We start from the raw sequence: 17,524 nt of genomic DNA on the forward strand, positions 1-17,524 counted from the left end.
GCCAAGCTTTTCTGGTCGGAACCCCCTAAGCCGAGTTTTCAAGGTGCTGCGCCGTCCACTTGGTTTTCGAGACTGGCTTTTTAATTCTAACGTAAAGCCAACCTAGAACGGCGGGGTTTCAGACCCAAAATTTCCGATGAAGCGAAATCCCGTGAGAGAAGCAACCCTCCAGGGTGTTACTTCTTAAACAATTTATCTACTTTGACTTCTAATTCCTCTAAAGTGTTAAAGCACCAATTACTCATTACTCAATTGGGAAACCGAGTATAGCAGTATCGATTAACTGCATTAATTTCATGGTTTCGGCTCAGGTTACTACTATCATAAGGATAGTGTCATATGTCCTCGTCTGACAAGGTGCGTCCCCTGCGGTCTTTTAACCATAAAGACATCTTCACCCCAAACAGGTTCGACATGGCAGAAATCCCCATCCGATGAGAATGGCAGTACATCCCGCTCAAGACCGAGACGATGGATACTACTCTCTCACGGTAGCCGCTCTTTCCTACTACCATCTTTAAGAAAATATTTAGACTATCATAAGATGCGCTTAAATTATCCAATTGGCATCAGTGCAGATTTTTAGTTCTTTTGTCTTATCTACAAGCATAGCATTTTCCAAAAGTGATAAAAGAAATGTAAAGTTATTTTATAGTAGTTGTCTTTGGTGTCTGTCTGTGTTACAATTACCACAACCAGTCATTATTAACACTTAGATAAAAAACTTCAAATATTATCTTAATCAATAGGAAAAAACATTTGTCTTGAGATGATATGAACAAAACTATTTTGAGCAATGCAATATTTATGACGTTTTTTTTATCGACGGTTAGTCATGGATATACTCAGAATGAGGCTTCTTTTCCTATTCGAGCTTTGGAAGGAGATAATTGTAATCGAGTAGTTGAATTGGTATATCAATCAGAAAAATTAGCATCAAATGACTCTAGCACAAAAGTTTATTTTGAAGGGTTTTTAAGAAGAATAGGAAAAGATGAAGATCAAACAAATACATTGGGATTTTGTGAACCAGCAACGGACAGGGAAACTCTATCTATTAAGATTGTTATTGAAAATAATAATGAAATAAAAAAGATTGAATTACGTTCAGAAAAACCTCCTAGATATATGATATTCACACCCATATCTTTCGATATAAAAAATAATTATATTTTAGCTCGATACTATTTAGCTAATAACTGGGGTTCAGTAAATACTGGATATTTCACATACGATCTAAAATCCGATAAATTATCTTATATAAAAGCTTGTCAAGAAGAAGAGTTGGTCGAATATAGAGGCTTTATTTCTTCATTAGAAATTGCTTTTAAGTGTTCTGTTTACGGTCAAGATCTAACAGAAACATCATTTATTTATGATATTTTTAATTCTAGCAATGGCCAAGTTTATCGAGTCAGAGAAAGAATCAGAATCAAACACGAAAGATTTGGTGAAATTGTTGATTCAATGTCAATCATCAAAAGGCAGGTTTTTTAATTAAACAAATCCTGTTAATACTGTATCAAAAATTATAGCTAGTTTAACGCTATTTTACATTTATAAGGAACTTAATCGGGTCGATAAAAGCAGAAAGTATTAATTCCAGATATAATACAAAGTCGTTAATAAGAAGGTTAAAAACAGTGGTTCACCATCGTTAAGAAAATATTTAGACTATAATAAGATGCGATTAAATTATCCCCTTGGCATCAATGCAGATTTTTAGCTCTTTTGTCTCATCTACGGCGACTTTTGCCGAATTATCCCTACAAGCAGCCAAGGCCCCTGTTGATACCCTCACCGGTTGGTCATTAGAGGATCGGGATCCGCAAGTGATCGAAAAATTTGTCCCCCTTCTGGATTGGTTTTATCACCATTATTTTCGGGTTAAAACCGATGGTTGGGAAAATATTCCCCCCTCAGGACAGGTATTATTCATCGGCTCCCATAACGGCGGTTTAGCGGCTCCCGATATGTTTATGATGATGTATGATTGGTTTCAACGCTTTGGCAGCGATCGCTTAGTCTATGGTTTGATGGATTCGCGAGTCTGGCAAGTTTTTCCATCCCAAGCGCATCTAGTGGCCCAAATGGGGGCCATTCATGCTCATCCGAAAATGGCGATCGCTGCTTTAAATAGTGGCGCTAGTGTCCTCATTTATCCCGGAGGTGCTGCGGATGTTTTCCGTCCCCACAGTTTAAGAAATAAAATTTATTTTGCCGGTAATCAAGCTTTTGTTAAACTAGCTTTACAGTACGAAGTGCCGATTATTCCCGCCATTTCCCACGGCGCTCACTCGACTCTGTTTGTCCTCGAAGATATTTATCCTCAATTAAAAGAATTGCATAAAAAGGGTATGCCTTGGCCTTTCGGTATTGACCCCGGGACCTGTCCCATCTATTTCGGTTTACCCTGGGGACTAGCTATCGGTCCCTTGCCGAATATTCCCTTACCCGTATCGATACAGACGCGGGTTTGTCCCCCAATTATTTTTGAACGTTACGGCAAAAAAGCAGCCCGAGACCGCCGTTATGTACGCGAATGTTATGAGAAAGTCTGTTATTTGATGCAGCAGCAACTCGATCAATTAGTGGCAGCCAATTCTCCCTGATACTATAGAGGAAAGTGGGGACAGAGCGATCGCGCTTGAGGATTGCTGCGGTCAGATTAACCCGCTTGTGAGATAATGAAGTGTTTTGAGCAAAGTTATCAGTACAGAGTTTTCTCTTGAGATTTGACGATTATTTGGGGAATGCAGAAAATTATGAAACTATTACCCGCAGAATGCCAGCATTTACAAGACAAAGTAGCCATAGTAACCGGGGCCTCGCGAGGGATCGGTAAAGCGATCGCCTTGGAATTTGCCAGCCAGGGTGCTACTGTAGTGGTGAACTATGCTAAATCTAGCAGTGCTGCCGATGCCGTTGTCGAAGAAATTACCGCGGCCGGGGGAAAGGCAATAGCTCTACAAGCAGATGTGGCTAAAAGCGAAGAAGTGGATAATTTAGTGGACAGTACCAAAGAAAAATTCGGTCATATTGATGTCTTAGTTAATAATGCCGGTATTACCCGGGATACCCTGATGTTAAGAATGAAATTAGAAGACTGGCAAGCGGTCATCGATCTCAATTTAACCGGAGTTTTTCTCTGCACTCGCGCCGTCAGTAAATTGATGTTAAAACAGAAAAGCGGCCGCATAATTAACATCACTTCTGTATCCGGTTTGATGGGTAATCCGGGTCAATCTAATTACAGCGCCGCTAAAGCCGGTGTTATCGGTTTAACGAAAACTTTAGCCAAAGAATTTGCCAGTCGAGGCATCACTGTTAATGCCGTGGCCCCCGGCTTTATTGAAACCGATATGACTAATGACCTCAAAGCAGATGAAATTCTCAAATATATCCCCCTCTCCCGTTATGGAAAACCGGAAGAAGTTGCCGGAATGGTGCGTTTTTTAGCCGCCGATCCCGCCGCTATTTATATCACTGGTCAAGTCTTTAACGTCGATGGTGGTATGGTTATGGCTTAATTCAGTTATCAGTTATCAGTGATTAGTTATCAGATTAAAGTTTTAAGTTTTAAGCTTTAAATGATATTATTCACCGCTCACTCTTCACTCTTCACTCTTCACTCTTCACTAATTACTGTTTACTGCTTACTGATTACTGTTTACTGCTTACTGATTACTGTTTACTAATTACTGTTTACTGATTACTGAAAATGACTTACTGTTTAGGAATTATCAATCGTTTTGGCATTGTTATGGGGGCGGATTCTCGCACGAATGCGGGAGTCGATTATATCTCGGCCTATCGGAAATTATTTGACTTTTCGGTATCGGGAGAAAGAGTAATTATGGTCTGTACATCGGGGAATTTATCGATTAGCCAAGGAGTGATTCACGAACTAAAAAGAGATCTGCACAATCAAGAGGATAAAAATCTCCATTCTCTGACTCATCTCTACGATATCGCCCACTATATCGGTGATAAAAGTCGTCAAGTACAAGCTAGGGAAAGAACTTGGCTAGAAAAAGATAATATTGATTTTAAATGTAAGTTTATTCTTGGGGGACAAATTAAAGGAGAAGAACCGCAATTATTCCTGATTTATCCCCAAGGAAATCATATTCAAGCCACCAAAGAAACGCCCTTTTTACAGATAGGTGAAACTAAATACGGTAAACCGATTCTCGATCGCACTATTACCTATGATACACCCCTAGAGGAAATGGCCAAATGTGCCTTACTTTCCATCGATTCGACCATGAAATCGAATATTTCCGTCGGACCGCCCATCTATTTGAGTATGTATGAAGCTAATAGCCTAAGCCTACGTCATAAGTTACAATTGCGTCTAGGAGATCCCTACCTAGCTAAAATGCGGAAACTCTGGGAGGATTACGTCCGGCAAGCTTTCGAGGCTATGCCCAATGTGGAATGGCATTATACCGATGAAGACCCCAAAGAAGATATCATAATAGATTAAGTAACTCTTTTTAACTTAACTTTACAACTCGATGATCATTGTTACCTTGATGTTGGCAGGTAGTCTAGCTTGGTTTTTTAGTAGCCTTGCTGGTGGGGGCAGCCCCCTGATTCTACTCCCCGTTTTAGGTTGGTTTCTCGATGCTGCCGTCATTCCTCCAGTTTTAACCACGGGGATGCTACTCGGTAACGTCCAACGCATGGGAATGTATTGGCGCGCCATTGACTGGCCCTCGACGGTGTGGTATCTACCCGGGGCAATTATGGGATCTACCCTCGGCGCTTTTGTCTTTGCCCATTTACAATTCAAATGGTTGCCGCTAGTTTTGGGAATTTTTCTGGTTTTCTCCTCGCTTAAACAATTATTTCCCCAAGAAGAAAATCCTTTTTTTGAGATTAAAACTTGGTATTTTATGCCCTCGGGATTTATCTACGCTTTCCTCTCAGGATTAGTCGGTAGTACCGGCCCGATGATGAACCTGTTTTATATTAACTATGGGCTAGTTAAAGAACCAATGGTGGCAACGAAATCCGTTCACATGGTAGTAGTTCATGTGGCCAAATTAATCGCCTACGCAGCCTTTGGAGTTTTACATCTGCCTTTTCTCGGTTACGGTTTATTATTAGGATTAGCGGCCTGGCCGGGCAATTGGTTAGGACAAAAAGTTTTAGAAAAAATGAGTCCCCAACAATTTAAACAAGCAGTGATGTTATTCGTTTCGATGAGTGGCTTATTGATGATCTGGCGAGAACGCGGCATCGTCTTTTAAAATTTTGCTGACAAGGGGACAAATTTTGCTAGAATACTAGATAAAGGTGAATTGTATTAACCCCGTGTAATACAGCGATAACCGTTAAATTTGCTCCTTGATTAACCCCGCCACTGAAAATGACAGAAACCGCCAATTTTACCCTCGAACAAGGTTTAGAACGCTACCAACAGGGAGAAAGCGCCGCCAGTTTATTGCCGGAATTTAAACAATTAAGCGATCGCAGTCCGAAAAATGCCGCCGTTTGGTCCTGTTTAGCTTGGTTATATATGCTCACCGATAAACCGGAATTAGCCCTAAAAGCCGCCCAAAAAGCCGTTAAACTCGATAAAGTTTCCCCCCAAAACCGGATCAATTTGGTTTTAGCTATGTTAGAAACCAAAACCGCCGGAGTTAGGGAACATATCGAACTGGTGCAACAATTAGTTAGTTTAAACAAAGAAGTTCGCCAAGAAGTGGATGAAAATATCGCCGATGGTTTGGCTAGAAAACCCGATTGGAAAAGTTTAGAACGCGTCAAAGCTTGGTTAAATGAATAAGAATATGGAATTATCAAAACAGTTATTACTCGGCTTAAAAGCCAATGATTTTCGGCATCCCATCGACTTAGAGGCAACTAATTCCCTCAAACAATTGCCTGGGTTAGATATAGCCGTGAGAAGTTTATTAGGTTCCGTCGCTGAGGAATTCTTTTACTTAAATAATATTGCTGCTAGTGTTTTGGTAGGAGAAAAACAATTACCCGACCTGCATAATCTACTCCTAGAAGCTTGCCGAATTCTCGACTTAGAACCACCTCAATTATACATTCAACAAAACCCCGTTCCTAACGCCTATACCTTCGCCATGCGCGGCAAAAAACCGTTTATGGTGATGCACACTTCCCTAATCGAAATGCTGACTCCCGCGGAAATTCAAGCGGTAATCGCCCACGAATTAGGTCATCTCAAATGTGAACACGGCGTTTATCTGACTTTAGCCAATATTATGGTCCTAGCGGCAGGATTACTGCCCAATTGGGGGACAATGTTAGCACGATCCCTACAGGAGAGAATGTTAGCCTGGGTGCGCTGCGCCGAGTTTAGCTGCGATCGAGCGGCTTTATTGGCAGTTCAAGACCCAAAAATCGTCATGTCGGTGTTAATGAAGTTAGCCGGAGGTTCCCCCAGTCTCGCACCTTTATTAAATTTAGAGGCTTTTATCGATCAGGCCAAGTCCTACGATGCCGTCAGCGCCTCGGAAATGGGCGAAATGTTAAAGGGTTTGCAAACCCAACAGTTAACCCATCCCCTCCCCGTCCTGCGCGCGCGAGAAATCGATCGTTGGGCTAGTTCCCCCGATTATCACAATTTGTTAAAGGGGCCAAAAATGGGTTATAATGATAAAGCTAATGCCAAGGGCGAATGGCGAAATTGGTAGACGCACCACACTCAAAATGTGGCGAGGCAGCCCCTCATGTCGGTTCGAGTCCGACTCCGCCCATCAAATTACAGTAATTTCTGGCTATTATGGTCTAGAAATATCCCAGAATATTAGCCTAGTTTAGATTTGATTAGTTTTTATCCTGATACTCATACCTGTATTAAGAATAAAATTATTTATCTCACACCAGGTCAGAATTTCTGGGTCTAATGTTTCCTTTTCTGGTGCATTGGGTTCTCCGATTGCCCAAACCACTAAATCTCTATTTTTTCTCCGTAATTGCTTAACATAAAATGGGTCAATATTGTCATCCATCAGATATTGCAACATCATAAACTTTGCCTTTTTGCTTGTCTTTCCGCTTTAATTTTCATTAATTTCTGTACGACAGTCGAAGGATTTTGTTTTGGTTACTCACGCATTTTTTGACCCCATTCTCACCCATCAGCTATGTAGGGTCTGCTGAAAAAGTTTTTCCTAGAAGCAGGGTGTAGGGTGTAGGGTGTGGGGTGTGGGGTTTTACCGATTTTGAGGGGGTCAATTACCTAATTTTCAGGGAAAAAGTACCTGAATTTCCCCCTGATCACTCCCATGCCAGGCACTTTTGGATTTCAAAAAGGTCGAAAAGTCTTATCCAACAAGGTTTTTAGATTTATTCAGCAAACCCTATGTATTGCTTAACTTATGCTTGGTTGTGGAGATAAGATAAAATTGTCGCCTAAACTTGTTCTCAACTCAGGGAAGGATAAATCTTCGGGATTTCTTCGGGAGTACCAGCGCAATAAATCTATTGATAAAGAATAGTTTCAATGCCAATCCCCAGACTTTTGCTCCGAAGGAACTGTTGGGACTAAGCAAAGTTTGTTATAATTAATCCTATAGACAGTCGATCGAGAGCAACAATATGTTAAATGCAGTGGAATTTAAAGCCAAAATCAAACAAGGTATTATCGAAATTCCCGAAGAATACCAACAGGACTTGAGGGAAGACAGCGAAGTTCAAGTTATTGTGATCAAACAAAATAAAAAAATATCAACCACTGGAATCATTGCCCAATTAACTCAAAATCCCGTTGCTGTTAAAGGTATTCGTCAATTAAATCGGGAAGAAATTCATCAGCTATAATTATGACCAATTCTCTTTATTTTTGTGATTCTAATATCTGGCTATACCGTCTTTTAATAGACCCAGAGTGTAACGATGCTGAAGAAATGCGAAAACACAATCTAGCGAACGCTTTAACTAGCAGGGAAAATATCTTAATCAGTACGCAAATTATTAATGAAGTTTGCGCTGTTTTATCCAAAAAAGCTAAAATAAGTGAAGTTCAAATTAGAGAAATTATCCAAGAATTTTACGATGGATGTGTTGTTATTCAACTTGATCGCAATATTATTTTAAGAGCCTCTGAACTCCGCACTCAATACAGTTTTTCTTTTTGGGATAGTTTAATTGTAGCTAGTGCCTTAGCATCCGATGCTAGTCTTCTTTACTCTGAAGATATGCAGGATGGGTTAATAATATCCAATCAACTAACTTTAATTAATCCCTTTCGATCGAATTGATTATCAGTATGATATTATTAAATTACTCATTTAATCAATAGTGATGAATAGGCAACAAAAGCGAGTTTTATCTCTATTTTCTGGCTGCGGGGGAATGGACTTAGGATTAGAGGGAGGTTTTTGGGTACACCAAGACTGTGTTAATGAAAATATTCATCGAGATTGGATAGTAGAAAGACGGGAACCATGGCTAAAACTACCGCGCACTACTTTTGAAACTGTCTTTGCTAATGATATAACTAAAGCTGCCCATAATGCTTGGATTCCCTACTTTGAAAAAAGGGGTAAAAAGAATGTATTTCACTTGGGGAGTATTGTAGATTTAGTCAAACAAGCAGAAAAAGGAGAGTTTCACTTTCCCAGTAATATCGATGTAGTAACGGGAGGTTTTCCCTGTCAAGATTTTAGTGTTTCAGGAAAAAGAAAGGGGTTTAATTCTCACAAAAGTCACAGGGGTAAACTACTAGACGAGAGTGAAGATAGTTTTCAGGACAATCGCGGGAAACTCTATTATTGGATGAAAAGAGTTATTGAATTAACCTTACCTAAAGTTTTTATTGCTGAAAATGTCAAAGGTTTAATCTCTTTGGCCAATGTTAAAGATATAATTGAAGATGATTTTAGTGCCATTGGTAAAGATGGATATATAGTTATCCCTAAACTTCTCTTTGCTCCCGATTACGGAATTCCCCAAACTAGGGAAAGAATTATCTTTATCGGTTTAAATAAAACCTATTTAAAAGCGACAGCGATAGCACATCTAGAAAATAATGATCTTTTTCCGCATCCAACCCATAAAGTTATTAAGCATCAATTAAATCTGTTTGAGTCAATATATCCTCTTAAAACTTACAGTACAGTGGGTCAGATATTATCAGGTTTAGAAGAACCAGAAGATGAGTTATTTGACCTCTCACAAAAAAGTTATTCAAAAGCTAAATATTATGGTAAAACTCAGGGACAAATCGAGGTTAATTTACAGGGTTTAGGTCCGACTATTCGCTCGGAACATCACGGTAATATTGAATTTAGGAGATTATCTTTAGAATTAGGGGGAAAGATAGTTAATGAGTTAGAAGCAGGGTTAAAAATGAGACGTTTAACTGTGCGGGAATGTGCGAGAATACAGACTTTTCCCGATGATTTTGAATTTGTGCGTCAACAAAACAAGGGAGATGAAAAATATTCACTTTCGGCTACGGATGGTTACAAATTAATTGGTAATGCTGTGCCACCTTTGCTTGCTTACCATATTGCTAGACACCTAGAACATCAATGGGATTATTTGTTTGAAGATATTTATTCAGTCAGCAAAAATTTATGTGTAGCATTGCCTTAATAATTTCTGCTAATTATCAATTATGAAGTGGGGAGAATAAATAAAAATAATCTCCTGACGACCGACTCCTCAAAATCACAACTTTGCACCTCACCCTTAAGATAACTGCCATAACCTGAGTTCGGAATCAGGGAAAACGGCAAAATTTCCCTAACCCGAACTCACCTTGATTACAAAACCTTATGGGTATGAGAATGTTGTTTGACGTTATCCTCCGTCCGCACCACATGAACAGCATTCAAGATGCGTTTTTTCTCTAGGGAAAAGTTTAAATCGTCTTTTTGGCTGCCCAAGGGGATTAACCCTTGCAGGTGGGGTTGATTTTTATAGGTGCGAGTGGCCGCAATCGCCCTTTCGACAAAATTCTCGCATAATTGGGCATTATCGGGGAAATTACTGGGTATTTGAGGATTATCGTCCTGAAATACCTCTCCTAAACTCATGGCGCGGGCAAATTCGTAGGAAGTGGGAATTCCTTTGACAATTGCCTCTAGGGCCGCCGAGGGAATCGGTTCTAACACCGCCACTTTTTCTAATTCTCCCTCCTGTTTGAGAAAACAAATCGCTAAACCGAATACACAATAATCATCTTTTGTCAAGTCAGAAATGTTTAAGAATTGTGTCGCTGTGGCCATTATTTTGATCCTGAGTCGCTCTTTATTTAATCTTGCGGGCGATGAGCGATCGAATCAAGGTTTTTATTAAGAGATATGAAGGAGAAAAATTTAGCTGGGTTGGGCGGCGCTAACGCATCCCAATACGGAAAAAACTGAGAACTGTTAGACTAGAAACCAGCAGATTAACTGATAAACGAGCTTTATGTCACCCACTCTACTCATCTCCAAAGAACTCCCCACCCTGAAATATAATCCTAGTCTGGAGCGCTTTGATAGCTCTTGGGCGGCCCCTTTGTCCACTCTTCTGGGACTGGGACGGGCTGCCGGGGCAACTTTTATCGAATTTTTCCTCGAAAGAGTCAACTATATCAGTTGTTTAGCCGAAGATGACACCATCACCAGTCTCTCACCGAAACTATCTACAGGGGCAGGAATCCGCCTTTTTCGCGGTAAAGCTGATTGTTATGTCAGTACCAACGATTTAAGCTTCCAAGGCTTAAAAAATGCCCTAGAAAAAGGTTTATCGATTCTCGGTTTAAACCTACCCAGTCCTAACGCATATATTCCCGAAATCAATCTGGAAATGTTCCGGGATTATGCCACGGTCAAAAATAAAGATATTTGGCTGAATAATTGCAGTTCTTTGCGAGAAATGGGTGATATTCTCCTAACTGCTAACGTTCAACTCAATCAGAAAGCCTCTCACGTCCAATCTCGTCGCGCCGCTTATTTTCGCGATTGGCAAGAAATTTTAGTTGCCGCTAGTGATGGCACTTTTGCCCGGGATATTCGCCTCACCCAATCGGTGGGCTATAATCTCCTCTGTGCCGATGGGACTAATCGTTCTAGCATTGGTAAACGGGTGGGTAGTACCAGTAATCCCGATTTTCTGCGGACGTGGAATGCCGAGGAATCGGCGGCAGAAGTGGCCGAATCGGCGGGTAAAATGCTTTACGCTGACTATGTAGAATCCGGCAGTTATCCCATCGTCATGGCCAATGAATTTGGCGGTGTTATCTTCCACGAAGCCTGCGGCCATTTGCTAGAAACTACGCAAATTGAACAAAAAACCACGCCCTTTCTCGATAAAAAAGGCGAAAAAATCGCCCACGAAAACCTGACGGCTTGGGACGAAGGATTATCCGATAAAGCTTTCGGTACTATCGATATGGACGATGAGGGAATGCCGGCCCAGCGTACTCTCCTAATTGAAAATGGTATCCTAAAAAACTTCATTGCCGATCGCACCGGTTCAATTAAAACCGGTCATCCGCGCACGGGTAGCGGTCGCCGTCAAAACTACACCTATGCCGCCGCTAGTCGGATGCGGAATACCTACATCGCACCTGGGGAATATACCCTCGATAATCTCTTTAATTCCATCGATAAAGGCATTTATTGCAAAAAAATGGGCGGTGGTAGTGTGGGGGCGACCGGGGAATTTAATTTCGCCGTCGAGGAGGCCTATCTTATCGAAAACGGCAACCTGACTAAACCCCTGAAAGGCGCGACTTTAATCGGTTCAGCCAAGGAGATTATGAATAAAATCTCTATGTGTTCCCAAGATTTAGGACTAGCGGCGGGTTTTTGCGGTTCCGTCAGTGGTAGCGTTTATGTCACCGTTGGTCAACCCCATTTAAAAGTCGATTCTATTACCGTTGGCGGTCGTTAATCATGACTTTAGTAATTCTCTACTATTTCCTCATTGCCATCATGATAGTGGGAATAATTGGCGAACTGCTGCCCGCTGTCCCCGGCATGAGTTTGATTTTAATCGCCATGCTGGTGTGGGGTTTCGTCACCAAATTCGCGGGGATGGGGGTCGCTTTAGCCGTGGCCTTTGTTATCCTTCTCCTCAGTCTGGGGGTGGAATTCCTCGCTAGTTATCTCGGCGCCCAAAAAGTTGGGGCGAGCAATTGGAGTCAAATCGGGCTAGTAGTGGGTTTATTAGCGGGAATATTCGGGCTTTTACCGGCTTTACCCATTGGCGGCCCAATTATCGGCTTATTTGTCGGTCCTGTGGTCGGGGCTTTTGTCGGAGAATACGCCTATCGTCGCGATTTGGAATTAACCCCCCGTTTGCAACAATCCCTAAAAGTCTGTGTCGGTATCGTCGTCGGCACGGTTATCGGTCACGTTGCCAAAGCTATGCTGGCCACGGCCGCCGTTATCGTCTTTATTGTCACCACTTGGCCCAATCTCTCTTCAGTTATCAGTTAGAAGATGTTGAATGTTGGGATTTTATTTGAAATTTCCCCATTCCCCCATTCCCCCACTTCCCTATCACTATCGTCCAACACCAAAAAAAATCTATGCCAAAAGTTGAAGATATCGCCCAAATCGCTAATTCTAGCGCCCAAGCTTTAGGAATTGCTAAATACGACATCTATGGTTCCTCTGTGGATGAAACCGATGTGGATGTGTTTCAAGGGGAACCCAAACAGGTACAAGCTTCCAATCGTTCCAGCGTTATCGTTCGCGTCTGGAATCGGGATAATCAAGTCGGTGTCACCTCTACCACCGATGTGGACCCGGTGGGACTGCAATTAGCCCTGAAAACCGCCCAAGAAGCCAGCTTTTTTGGTGTTAAGGAAAATGTCCCCGATTTTAGTCCTGCCGCCACTGCACCTACCACAGAAGTGGCCAGCGAAATGTATAATCAAGCAGCTGTATCCACTCTCATCGATAAGTTATTAGCCGCCGAAAAATCCTTACTAGCGGCCCATCCGGCTATTGCCAGTGTTCCCTATAACGGTTTGGGACAACAGCAGGTCAGACGTTTTTATCTCAATAGCGACGGGGCAATGCGTCAGGAAGCGCGTAGTTATGCCAGTGTGTATTTATACACCAAAACCGAACAGGAAGGCAAAAAACCCCGCAGCGCTGGTGCTTTTCGGGTGAGTCCGGGACTGGAAAAATTAGATATCGATGGTTGCATCGAGGAAGCGATTACCAAAACTGTTAGCCATCTGGACTATCAACCGATTACCACGGGTAAATATTTAGTGGTTTTTGCCCCCCGGGCCTTTTTGAGTCTAATGGGAGCATTTTCTAATCTGTTTAATGCCCAAAATGTCCTTGATAAACAGAGTCTTTCTACTCCTGAATCTTTGGGAACACAAATCGCCGCTACGGCCTTAAATTTGTGTGATGATGCCCTCCATCCAGCTAATGTTGCCGCAGAAACTTTTGATAGTGAAGGCACTCCCACCCATCGTGTGGAATTAATAAAAGAGGGGATTTTGAGTAATTTTCTCCATAGCACGATTACCGCTAAACGGATGAATACGGAACCGACTGGCAACGGTAACATTGGGGCAAAAGTAACGGTTAGTCCCCATTTTTATCACGTTTTTGCTAGTGCTAATCAACCAAAAAGCTATTCTTTGGAAACAGCAGAAAATGTGGTGTTAATTGATAGTTTACAGGCACTTCATGCAGGAGTTAATTCTCTACAAGGTTCCTTCTCTTTGCCCTTTGATGGTTGGTTAGTGAACAAAAATGAGCGCGTTAGCATCGATTCCGCTACCGTAGCCGGGGATATTTTAACACTGCTGAAATCGATTGTTTATCTGGAACCGGAAGCAGTTATTACTCCCAGTGGTGTTTGTCCCTACGTTTGGGTAGCGGGTTTATCAATCACAGGAGAAGCTTAACACTATATCGGACCAAAAATAGGGGGTATTAACAAGGGTAATACCCCCGCAAGATGGATGCTAATTTTATAGTCGTGGGTAAGCTGTTGACTATCCAAATTACACTAAATCCAGTTATTAAAGACTGATTATCGATTCTCCCTTTTGTCTTTTGCATGAGTAGAAAACGGGTTTCTCCGAGAAACCCGTTTTCTGTGCGTTACTCAACGGATTTAGTATAAATCTGGTTATTAAAAACTGATTAGGGTTTGCGGCAAAAAGTACGGGCGAAGCATTCGGATAGAAAATCTACGGTTTCACCATAGGTTATTGCCCGAATGCTTCGCCCCTACAGGACGCGGGCCGATGAAGACCCAAGGTTTTGAACCACGATTCTCTCAAAATCTTGCACCTGTGGGGGCAAAACAGGACACTAAAACCCTTATCTCGTTTATATTTCACATTTATTCAGCTTTAGTATTACTCCTAATTAAGAACTATTTTTCAGCCGGGGGAAACCAATTATCATCTAATGTTTGTTCGAGGGATATATGAGCGTCTGAATTGAGGGAAAAAAGCTGAGAAACTGATTTAATCGCCACTGGATAAACTTTATCATACATAGCTGCTAATTCTGGCCGTAAGCTGGGACTATCTTCTAAACGATGCTGAATTTGGGCGCGAAAATTGACTATTGCTGCCGCCCAATGATTACCTGACCGTTTTTTTTCTTCTTGCCAATAAGCCAGCTTTAAAAGCTGTTCGATAAGACGGGTTACCAGACTCATTAAAGCTCGTCTATCACTTTTCCTTATACTCTCGATTTCTTCAATTAAATTATCCAAATCCACCTGATCAAAATTGCGCTCTCGTAACTGTTTTACCGTCTCTTTTAGCCATTGATTATAATCAGTTTCGTAGGCAGTTGACGACATAATTTAACTCTCCATAGAAAATTACTTAGTAGATTAAGAAAGGTTAATGGGTGTATCCATTGATAGATAGGGTTTTTCGGCTATTGTAGTAGATATCTATGGGGGAAATTCAGATATATTCTAGAACGTGAGGTGTGGAAACTGAGGCGATTGCCCATAAAAATGCCAGGTTTTTGAACGTGGACTCGTTGAACCAAGAATCCCGAAGCGCTGGGGTGGGAGTGTCAATCGGATTCTCTCAAGAAACCCGCTTTCTGACTTGTAGTAAGATTGAGGGCATAGTATGGCAATTTCGTAGGCGATGAAGGCAGCGGCAGTTATTGAACAGTACAAAAACGGGCGGCGGGATTTCCGGGGGGAATCCTTGCGGGGTGGTAACTTTCGCAGTGCGGACTTAGCGGGGGCGGATTTCAGTGGTTGTGATATACGCGGGACAAATTTTAGTCGGGCGAATTTGACGGGGACGAAGTTTGCTGGGGCGAAGGCGGGATTGCCGAAGCGGTGGCTGGTGATTTTGCTGGGGTTGGCTTTGGTGTTAATTCTGTTTTCGAGTTATTTCTCCACCATGGCTGGTTATCTGGTGGGCTTAATTTTTGATTCATCCAATACACAAAACCAAGTTATTGGTTGGTCAATCTTAATTCTTCTCATCTGTTTTTGCGCTGTCACTTGGCGTAAAAATATTTTGGCCGGAGCCGTAGCCGTAGCCGGAGCCCTAGCCGGAGCCGTAGCCGTAGCCGTAGCCCTAGCCGTAGCCGTAGCCGGAGCCCTAGCCGTAGCCGTAGCCGTAGCCGTAGCCGGAGCCGGAGCCGTAGCCCTAGCCGGAGCCGTAGCCGTAGCCCTAGCCGGAGCCGTAGCCGGAGCCGGAGCCGGAGCCGGAGCCGGAGCCGTAGCCCTAGCCAGAGCCGTAGCCGGAGCCGGAGCCGTAGCCCTAGCCAGAGCCGTAGCCCTAGCCAGAGCCGTAGCCGGAGCCGTAGCCTTGACATTATTTTTCTGTTGGCTCGGTTGGTTGACCCTTAAACAAGAACACCGCGATCCTTGGTTGCGTAAAATTGTGATAGCCTTTGCTGCTATTGGTGGCACATCCTTTTTTCAAGCCAATTTAACCGCAACAGATTTTACAGGAGCCACCTTAAAAAGTACCAATTTTAATCAGGCAATCTTGAATAAAACAATTTTTAAACAAGCAATTAAATTGGAATTAGCCCGCCCCGGCCATACCTTATTAGCCAATCCCCAAATTAGAGAATTTCTGATTGATTCCCGCACCGGAAGCGGAAAAGACTTTGCCCAAGCCGATTTACGGGGGGCATACCTGGAGGGGGCAAACCTGCAAGCTGCCAACTTGCGCCTAGCGAATATCAGTGAAGCCAGCTTGCAATACGCCAACCTTGCCGGGGCAAACCTCACCGAAGTCAACGCCGTCAATGCCGATTTGCGCCATGCTACCCTGACGGGTGCTTGCGTGGAAAATTGGAATATTGATGCCACCACCCAACTGGATGAGGTGGACTGCCAGTATATTTACTTGCTTAATGGGCAAAAAGAGCGCCGCCCCAGTAGTGGCGAATTTCAACCGGGCGAATTTACTAAATTATTTGCCGAAATGTTCGACACTGTTGACCTCATTTTCCGCAATGGGGTAGATTGGAAAGCTTTCATCGCCGCCTTAAAAGAAGTACAAGTGCAGAATGAAGATACGCCGCTTCAGATACAGAGCATTGCCAATAAAGGAGATGGGGTGATAGTGGTAAAAGTCCATGTACCGCCCGACACTGATAAAGAGAAAATTCATCAAGAATTTAACCAAAATTATCAACTACAACTCGCAGCCATTGAAGCCCAATATAAGGCACAACTCACCGCCAAAGAGACAGAAATTGCCATCTATCGCCAACAAAGTGTTGATATGATGGAAATTACCAAAACCCTCGCCAACCGTCCCATCCATGTAGAGGCAAAAGCCATGAGCAATAGTAACGACAGTTCCCGAAATATTACCATCCGCGATATTAATAATTCTGCCGTCAATTTCGGCGAAATCATCGGCGATGTAACCAATACCATTAACCAAATTGCAGCCGATGCTTCCCCAGAAAATGCCCAACTTAAAGCCTTACTGCAAGAACTAACCCAGGCGATTGAAATTGACAGCCATTTAGATGAAGAGGAAAAAGCCGAAGCCGCCAACCAAGTGAAAAAGATTGCCCAAGCTAGTCAAAATCCTGATGATGCCGGACTGCAAAAGAAAGCCCAACGAGCGGTTAATTTTCTCGAAACAATTGCTAAAGCTTTGGAACCTGCCAGCAAACTTGCCCAAGCCTGTCAAAAAGCCTTACCGATAATTTTGAAAACATTAGGCTTCTGATAGGTTTGTAGTTGCGCTTTAGCGCAGTCCCAGTTGAGGCTAGAGCATCGACTTGTCGCACTTTTTTTTAGTCCAAACTTGCGCCATTTCTAACCTATTAGTAACCCCAATAAACTTGTCTCCTTCCCCATCTAAACTATAATTAGCCGCATAGGTAGGGCTTGCTGAATAATGGTAAAACCCTTTTAAAATAAGGCTTTTGACCTGTTAAAGTCCGATGTTAGTGCAAGAAAATAGGATTGGGACTTTCAAAAACCTTGCATTATCCTTCTTGTAGTACATCGCTTGGTACAAAAAACAAGGGCAACAAAGCCTGAAACGACTGGCTACTGACTCCTGACTCCTGACTCCTACCCCCAGGAAAAACTTTTTCAGCAGACCCTA

The 17,524-nt window shown here is 42.5% G+C and carries 17 protein-coding genes and 1 tRNA gene; 15 read left to right on the forward strand and 3 right to left on the reverse strand.

Going from position 1 to position 17,524, the window contains the following annotated elements:
• Positions 1-774 precede the first annotated feature (774 nt).
• The 8 genes from O9295_RS00500 to O9295_RS00535 all read left to right on the forward strand — a co-directional run bounded on the left by O9295_RS00500 (position 775) and on the right by O9295_RS00535 (position 6,740).
• Positions 775-1,497: a hypothetical protein gene (locus O9295_RS00500; RefSeq protein ID WP_288030899.1), complete on the forward strand. Its 723-nt coding sequence runs from the start codon at positions 775-777 to the stop codon at positions 1,495-1,497.
• A gap of 215 nt (positions 1,498-1,712) precedes the next feature.
• A complete protein-coding gene (locus O9295_RS00505) occupies positions 1,713-2,612 on the forward strand; it encodes a lysophospholipid acyltransferase family protein (RefSeq protein WP_288030900.1) in 900 nt (299 codons plus the stop codon).
• A 141-nt stretch (positions 2,613-2,753) separates the two neighbouring features.
• A complete protein-coding gene (fabG, locus tag O9295_RS00510; protein ID WP_288030917.1) occupies positions 2,754-3,530 on the forward strand; it encodes a 3-oxoacyl-[acyl-carrier-protein] reductase in 777 nt (258 codons plus the stop codon).
• Positions 3,531-3,721: 191 nt separating this feature from the next.
• Positions 3,722-4,489 carry a proteasome-type protease gene (locus O9295_RS00515; protein WP_002782847.1) on the forward strand — a complete coding sequence of 256 codons (768 nt, stop codon included), beginning with the start codon at positions 3,722-3,724 and terminating at the stop codon, positions 4,487-4,489.
• Positions 4,490-4,520: 31 nt separating this feature from the next.
• Positions 4,521-5,258, forward strand: coding sequence for a sulfite exporter TauE/SafE family protein (locus O9295_RS00520; RefSeq protein ID WP_158199108.1), 738 nt, complete (start codon positions 4,521-4,523; stop codon positions 5,256-5,258).
• 119 nt (positions 5,259-5,377) lie between these two features.
• The gene (locus O9295_RS00525) at positions 5,378-5,797 is read left to right on the forward strand and encodes a tetratricopeptide repeat protein (protein ID WP_002766728.1); all 420 of its coding nucleotides are present in this window, start codon (positions 5,378-5,380) and stop codon (positions 5,795-5,797) included.
• Positions 5,790-6,677, forward strand: coding sequence for a M48 family metallopeptidase (locus tag O9295_RS00530; protein WP_002766727.1), 888 nt, complete (start codon positions 5,790-5,792; stop codon positions 6,675-6,677). Before O9295_RS00525 ends, O9295_RS00530 begins: the two co-directional genes overlap by 8 nt.
• A tRNA-Leu gene (locus tag O9295_RS00535) sits at positions 6,656-6,740 on the forward strand. Before O9295_RS00530 ends, O9295_RS00535 begins: the two co-directional genes overlap by 22 nt.
• A gap of 60 nt (positions 6,741-6,800) precedes the next feature.
• Here the strand turns inward: O9295_RS00535 and O9295_RS00540 are convergent.
• Positions 6,801-7,013 carry a DUF5615 family PIN-like protein gene (locus O9295_RS00540; RefSeq protein ID WP_149987155.1) on the reverse strand — a complete coding sequence of 71 codons (213 nt, stop codon included), beginning with the start codon at positions 7,011-7,013 and terminating at the stop codon, positions 6,801-6,803.
• 571 nt (positions 7,014-7,584) lie between these two features.
• Here O9295_RS00540 and O9295_RS00545 point away from each other — a divergent pair.
• From O9295_RS00545 to O9295_RS00555, 3 genes are read left to right on the forward strand one after another with little or no spacing between them, the layout of a single operon-like run.
• Positions 7,585-7,806, forward strand: a complete 222-nt coding sequence (locus tag O9295_RS00545) for a hypothetical protein (protein ID WP_002766724.1) — start codon at positions 7,585-7,587, stop codon at positions 7,804-7,806.
• A 2-nt stretch (positions 7,807-7,808) separates the two neighbouring features.
• Positions 7,809-8,246 (forward strand): PIN domain-containing protein, encoded by a 438-nt coding sequence (locus O9295_RS00550; RefSeq protein WP_288030904.1) that lies wholly within the window; start codon positions 7,809-7,811, stop codon positions 8,244-8,246.
• 43 nt (positions 8,247-8,289) lie between these two features.
• On the forward strand, positions 8,290-9,585 hold the full coding sequence (locus tag O9295_RS00555; RefSeq protein WP_288030906.1) for a DNA cytosine methyltransferase: 1,296 nt from the start codon (positions 8,290-8,292) through the stop codon (positions 9,583-9,585).
• Positions 9,586-9,755: 170 nt separating this feature from the next.
• Here O9295_RS00555 and O9295_RS00560 read toward each other — a convergent pair whose 3' ends face one another.
• Entirely contained in the window at positions 9,756-10,220 is a 465-nt protein-coding gene (locus tag O9295_RS00560) for a hypothetical protein (RefSeq protein WP_002798136.1), read from the reverse strand.
• A 184-nt stretch (positions 10,221-10,404) separates the two neighbouring features.
• Between O9295_RS00560 and O9295_RS00565 the strand changes: the two genes are divergently transcribed.
• The 3 genes from O9295_RS00565 to O9295_RS00575 all read left to right on the forward strand — a co-directional run bounded on the left by O9295_RS00565 (position 10,405) and on the right by O9295_RS00575 (position 13,858).
• Positions 10,405-11,874 (forward strand): TldD/PmbA family protein, encoded by a 1,470-nt coding sequence (locus O9295_RS00565; protein WP_012266273.1) that lies wholly within the window; start codon positions 10,405-10,407, stop codon positions 11,872-11,874.
• 2 nt (positions 11,875-11,876) lie between these two features.
• The gene (locus O9295_RS00570; protein WP_190722681.1) at positions 11,877-12,422 is read left to right on the forward strand and encodes a DUF456 domain-containing protein; all 546 of its coding nucleotides are present in this window, start codon (positions 11,877-11,879) and stop codon (positions 12,420-12,422) included.
• A gap of 92 nt (positions 12,423-12,514) precedes the next feature.
• The gene (locus O9295_RS00575; protein WP_288030910.1) at positions 12,515-13,858 is read left to right on the forward strand and encodes a TldD/PmbA family protein; all 1,344 of its coding nucleotides are present in this window, start codon (positions 12,515-12,517) and stop codon (positions 13,856-13,858) included.
• Positions 13,859-14,334: 476 nt separating this feature from the next.
• Here the strand turns inward: O9295_RS00575 and O9295_RS00580 are convergent, their stop codons facing one another.
• Complete coding sequence (locus O9295_RS00580; protein WP_045362217.1) at positions 14,335-14,772, reverse strand: DUF29 domain-containing protein; 438 nt, start codon at positions 14,770-14,772, stop codon at positions 14,335-14,337.
• Positions 14,773-15,073: 301 nt separating this feature from the next.
• Between O9295_RS00580 and O9295_RS00585 the strand changes: the two genes are divergently transcribed.
• A complete protein-coding gene (locus O9295_RS00585) occupies positions 15,074-17,140 on the forward strand; it encodes a pentapeptide repeat-containing protein (protein ID WP_288030914.1) in 2,067 nt (688 codons plus the stop codon).
• Positions 17,141-17,524: the final 384 nt, after the last annotated feature.

Origin of the sequence: Microcystis sp. LE18-22.4A (genome assembly GCF_027531105.1) — a bacterium.
GTDB classification, from domain to species: domain Bacteria; phylum Cyanobacteriota; class Cyanobacteriia; order Cyanobacteriales; family Microcystaceae; genus Microcystis; species Microcystis aeruginosa.

Excerpts from the sequence above, each read along its gene's own strand:
- O9295_RS00500 (WP_288030899.1), top strand. The coding sequence starts at position 775 with ATGAACAAAACTATTTTGAGCAATGCAATATTTATGACGTTTTTTTTA.
- O9295_RS00505 (WP_288030900.1), top strand. The coding sequence starts at position 1,713 with ATGCAGATTTTTAGCTCTTTTGTCTCATCTACGGCGACTTTTGCCGAA.
- fabG (WP_288030917.1), top strand. The coding sequence starts at position 2,754 with ATGCAGAAAATTATGAAACTATTACCCGCAGAATGCCAGCATTTACAA.
- O9295_RS00515 (WP_002782847.1), top strand. The coding sequence starts at position 3,722 with ATGACTTACTGTTTAGGAATTATCAATCGTTTTGGCATTGTTATGGGG.
- O9295_RS00520 (WP_158199108.1), top strand. The coding sequence starts at position 4,521 with ATGATCATTGTTACCTTGATGTTGGCAGGTAGTCTAGCTTGGTTTTTT.
- O9295_RS00525 (WP_002766728.1), top strand. The coding sequence starts at position 5,378 with ATGACAGAAACCGCCAATTTTACCCTCGAACAAGGTTTAGAACGCTAC.
- O9295_RS00530 (WP_002766727.1), top strand. The coding sequence starts at position 5,790 with ATGAATAAGAATATGGAATTATCAAAACAGTTATTACTCGGCTTAAAA.
- O9295_RS00540 (WP_149987155.1), bottom strand. The coding sequence starts at position 7,013 with ATGATGTTGCAATATCTGATGGATGACAATATTGACCCATTTTATGTT.
- O9295_RS00545 (WP_002766724.1), top strand. The coding sequence starts at position 7,585 with ATGTTAAATGCAGTGGAATTTAAAGCCAAAATCAAACAAGGTATTATC.
- O9295_RS00550 (WP_288030904.1), top strand. The coding sequence starts at position 7,809 with ATGACCAATTCTCTTTATTTTTGTGATTCTAATATCTGGCTATACCGT.
- O9295_RS00555 (WP_288030906.1), top strand. The coding sequence starts at position 8,290 with ATGAATAGGCAACAAAAGCGAGTTTTATCTCTATTTTCTGGCTGCGGG.
- O9295_RS00560 (WP_002798136.1), bottom strand. The coding sequence starts at position 10,220 with ATGGCCACAGCGACACAATTCTTAAACATTTCTGACTTGACAAAAGAT.
- O9295_RS00565 (WP_012266273.1), top strand. The coding sequence starts at position 10,405 with ATGTCACCCACTCTACTCATCTCCAAAGAACTCCCCACCCTGAAATAT.
- O9295_RS00570 (WP_190722681.1), top strand. The coding sequence starts at position 11,877 with ATGACTTTAGTAATTCTCTACTATTTCCTCATTGCCATCATGATAGTG.
- O9295_RS00575 (WP_288030910.1), top strand. The coding sequence starts at position 12,515 with ATGCCAAAAGTTGAAGATATCGCCCAAATCGCTAATTCTAGCGCCCAA.
- O9295_RS00580 (WP_045362217.1), bottom strand. The coding sequence starts at position 14,772 with ATGTCGTCAACTGCCTACGAAACTGATTATAATCAATGGCTAAAAGAG.
- O9295_RS00585 (WP_288030914.1), top strand. The coding sequence starts at position 15,074 with ATGAAGGCAGCGGCAGTTATTGAACAGTACAAAAACGGGCGGCGGGAT.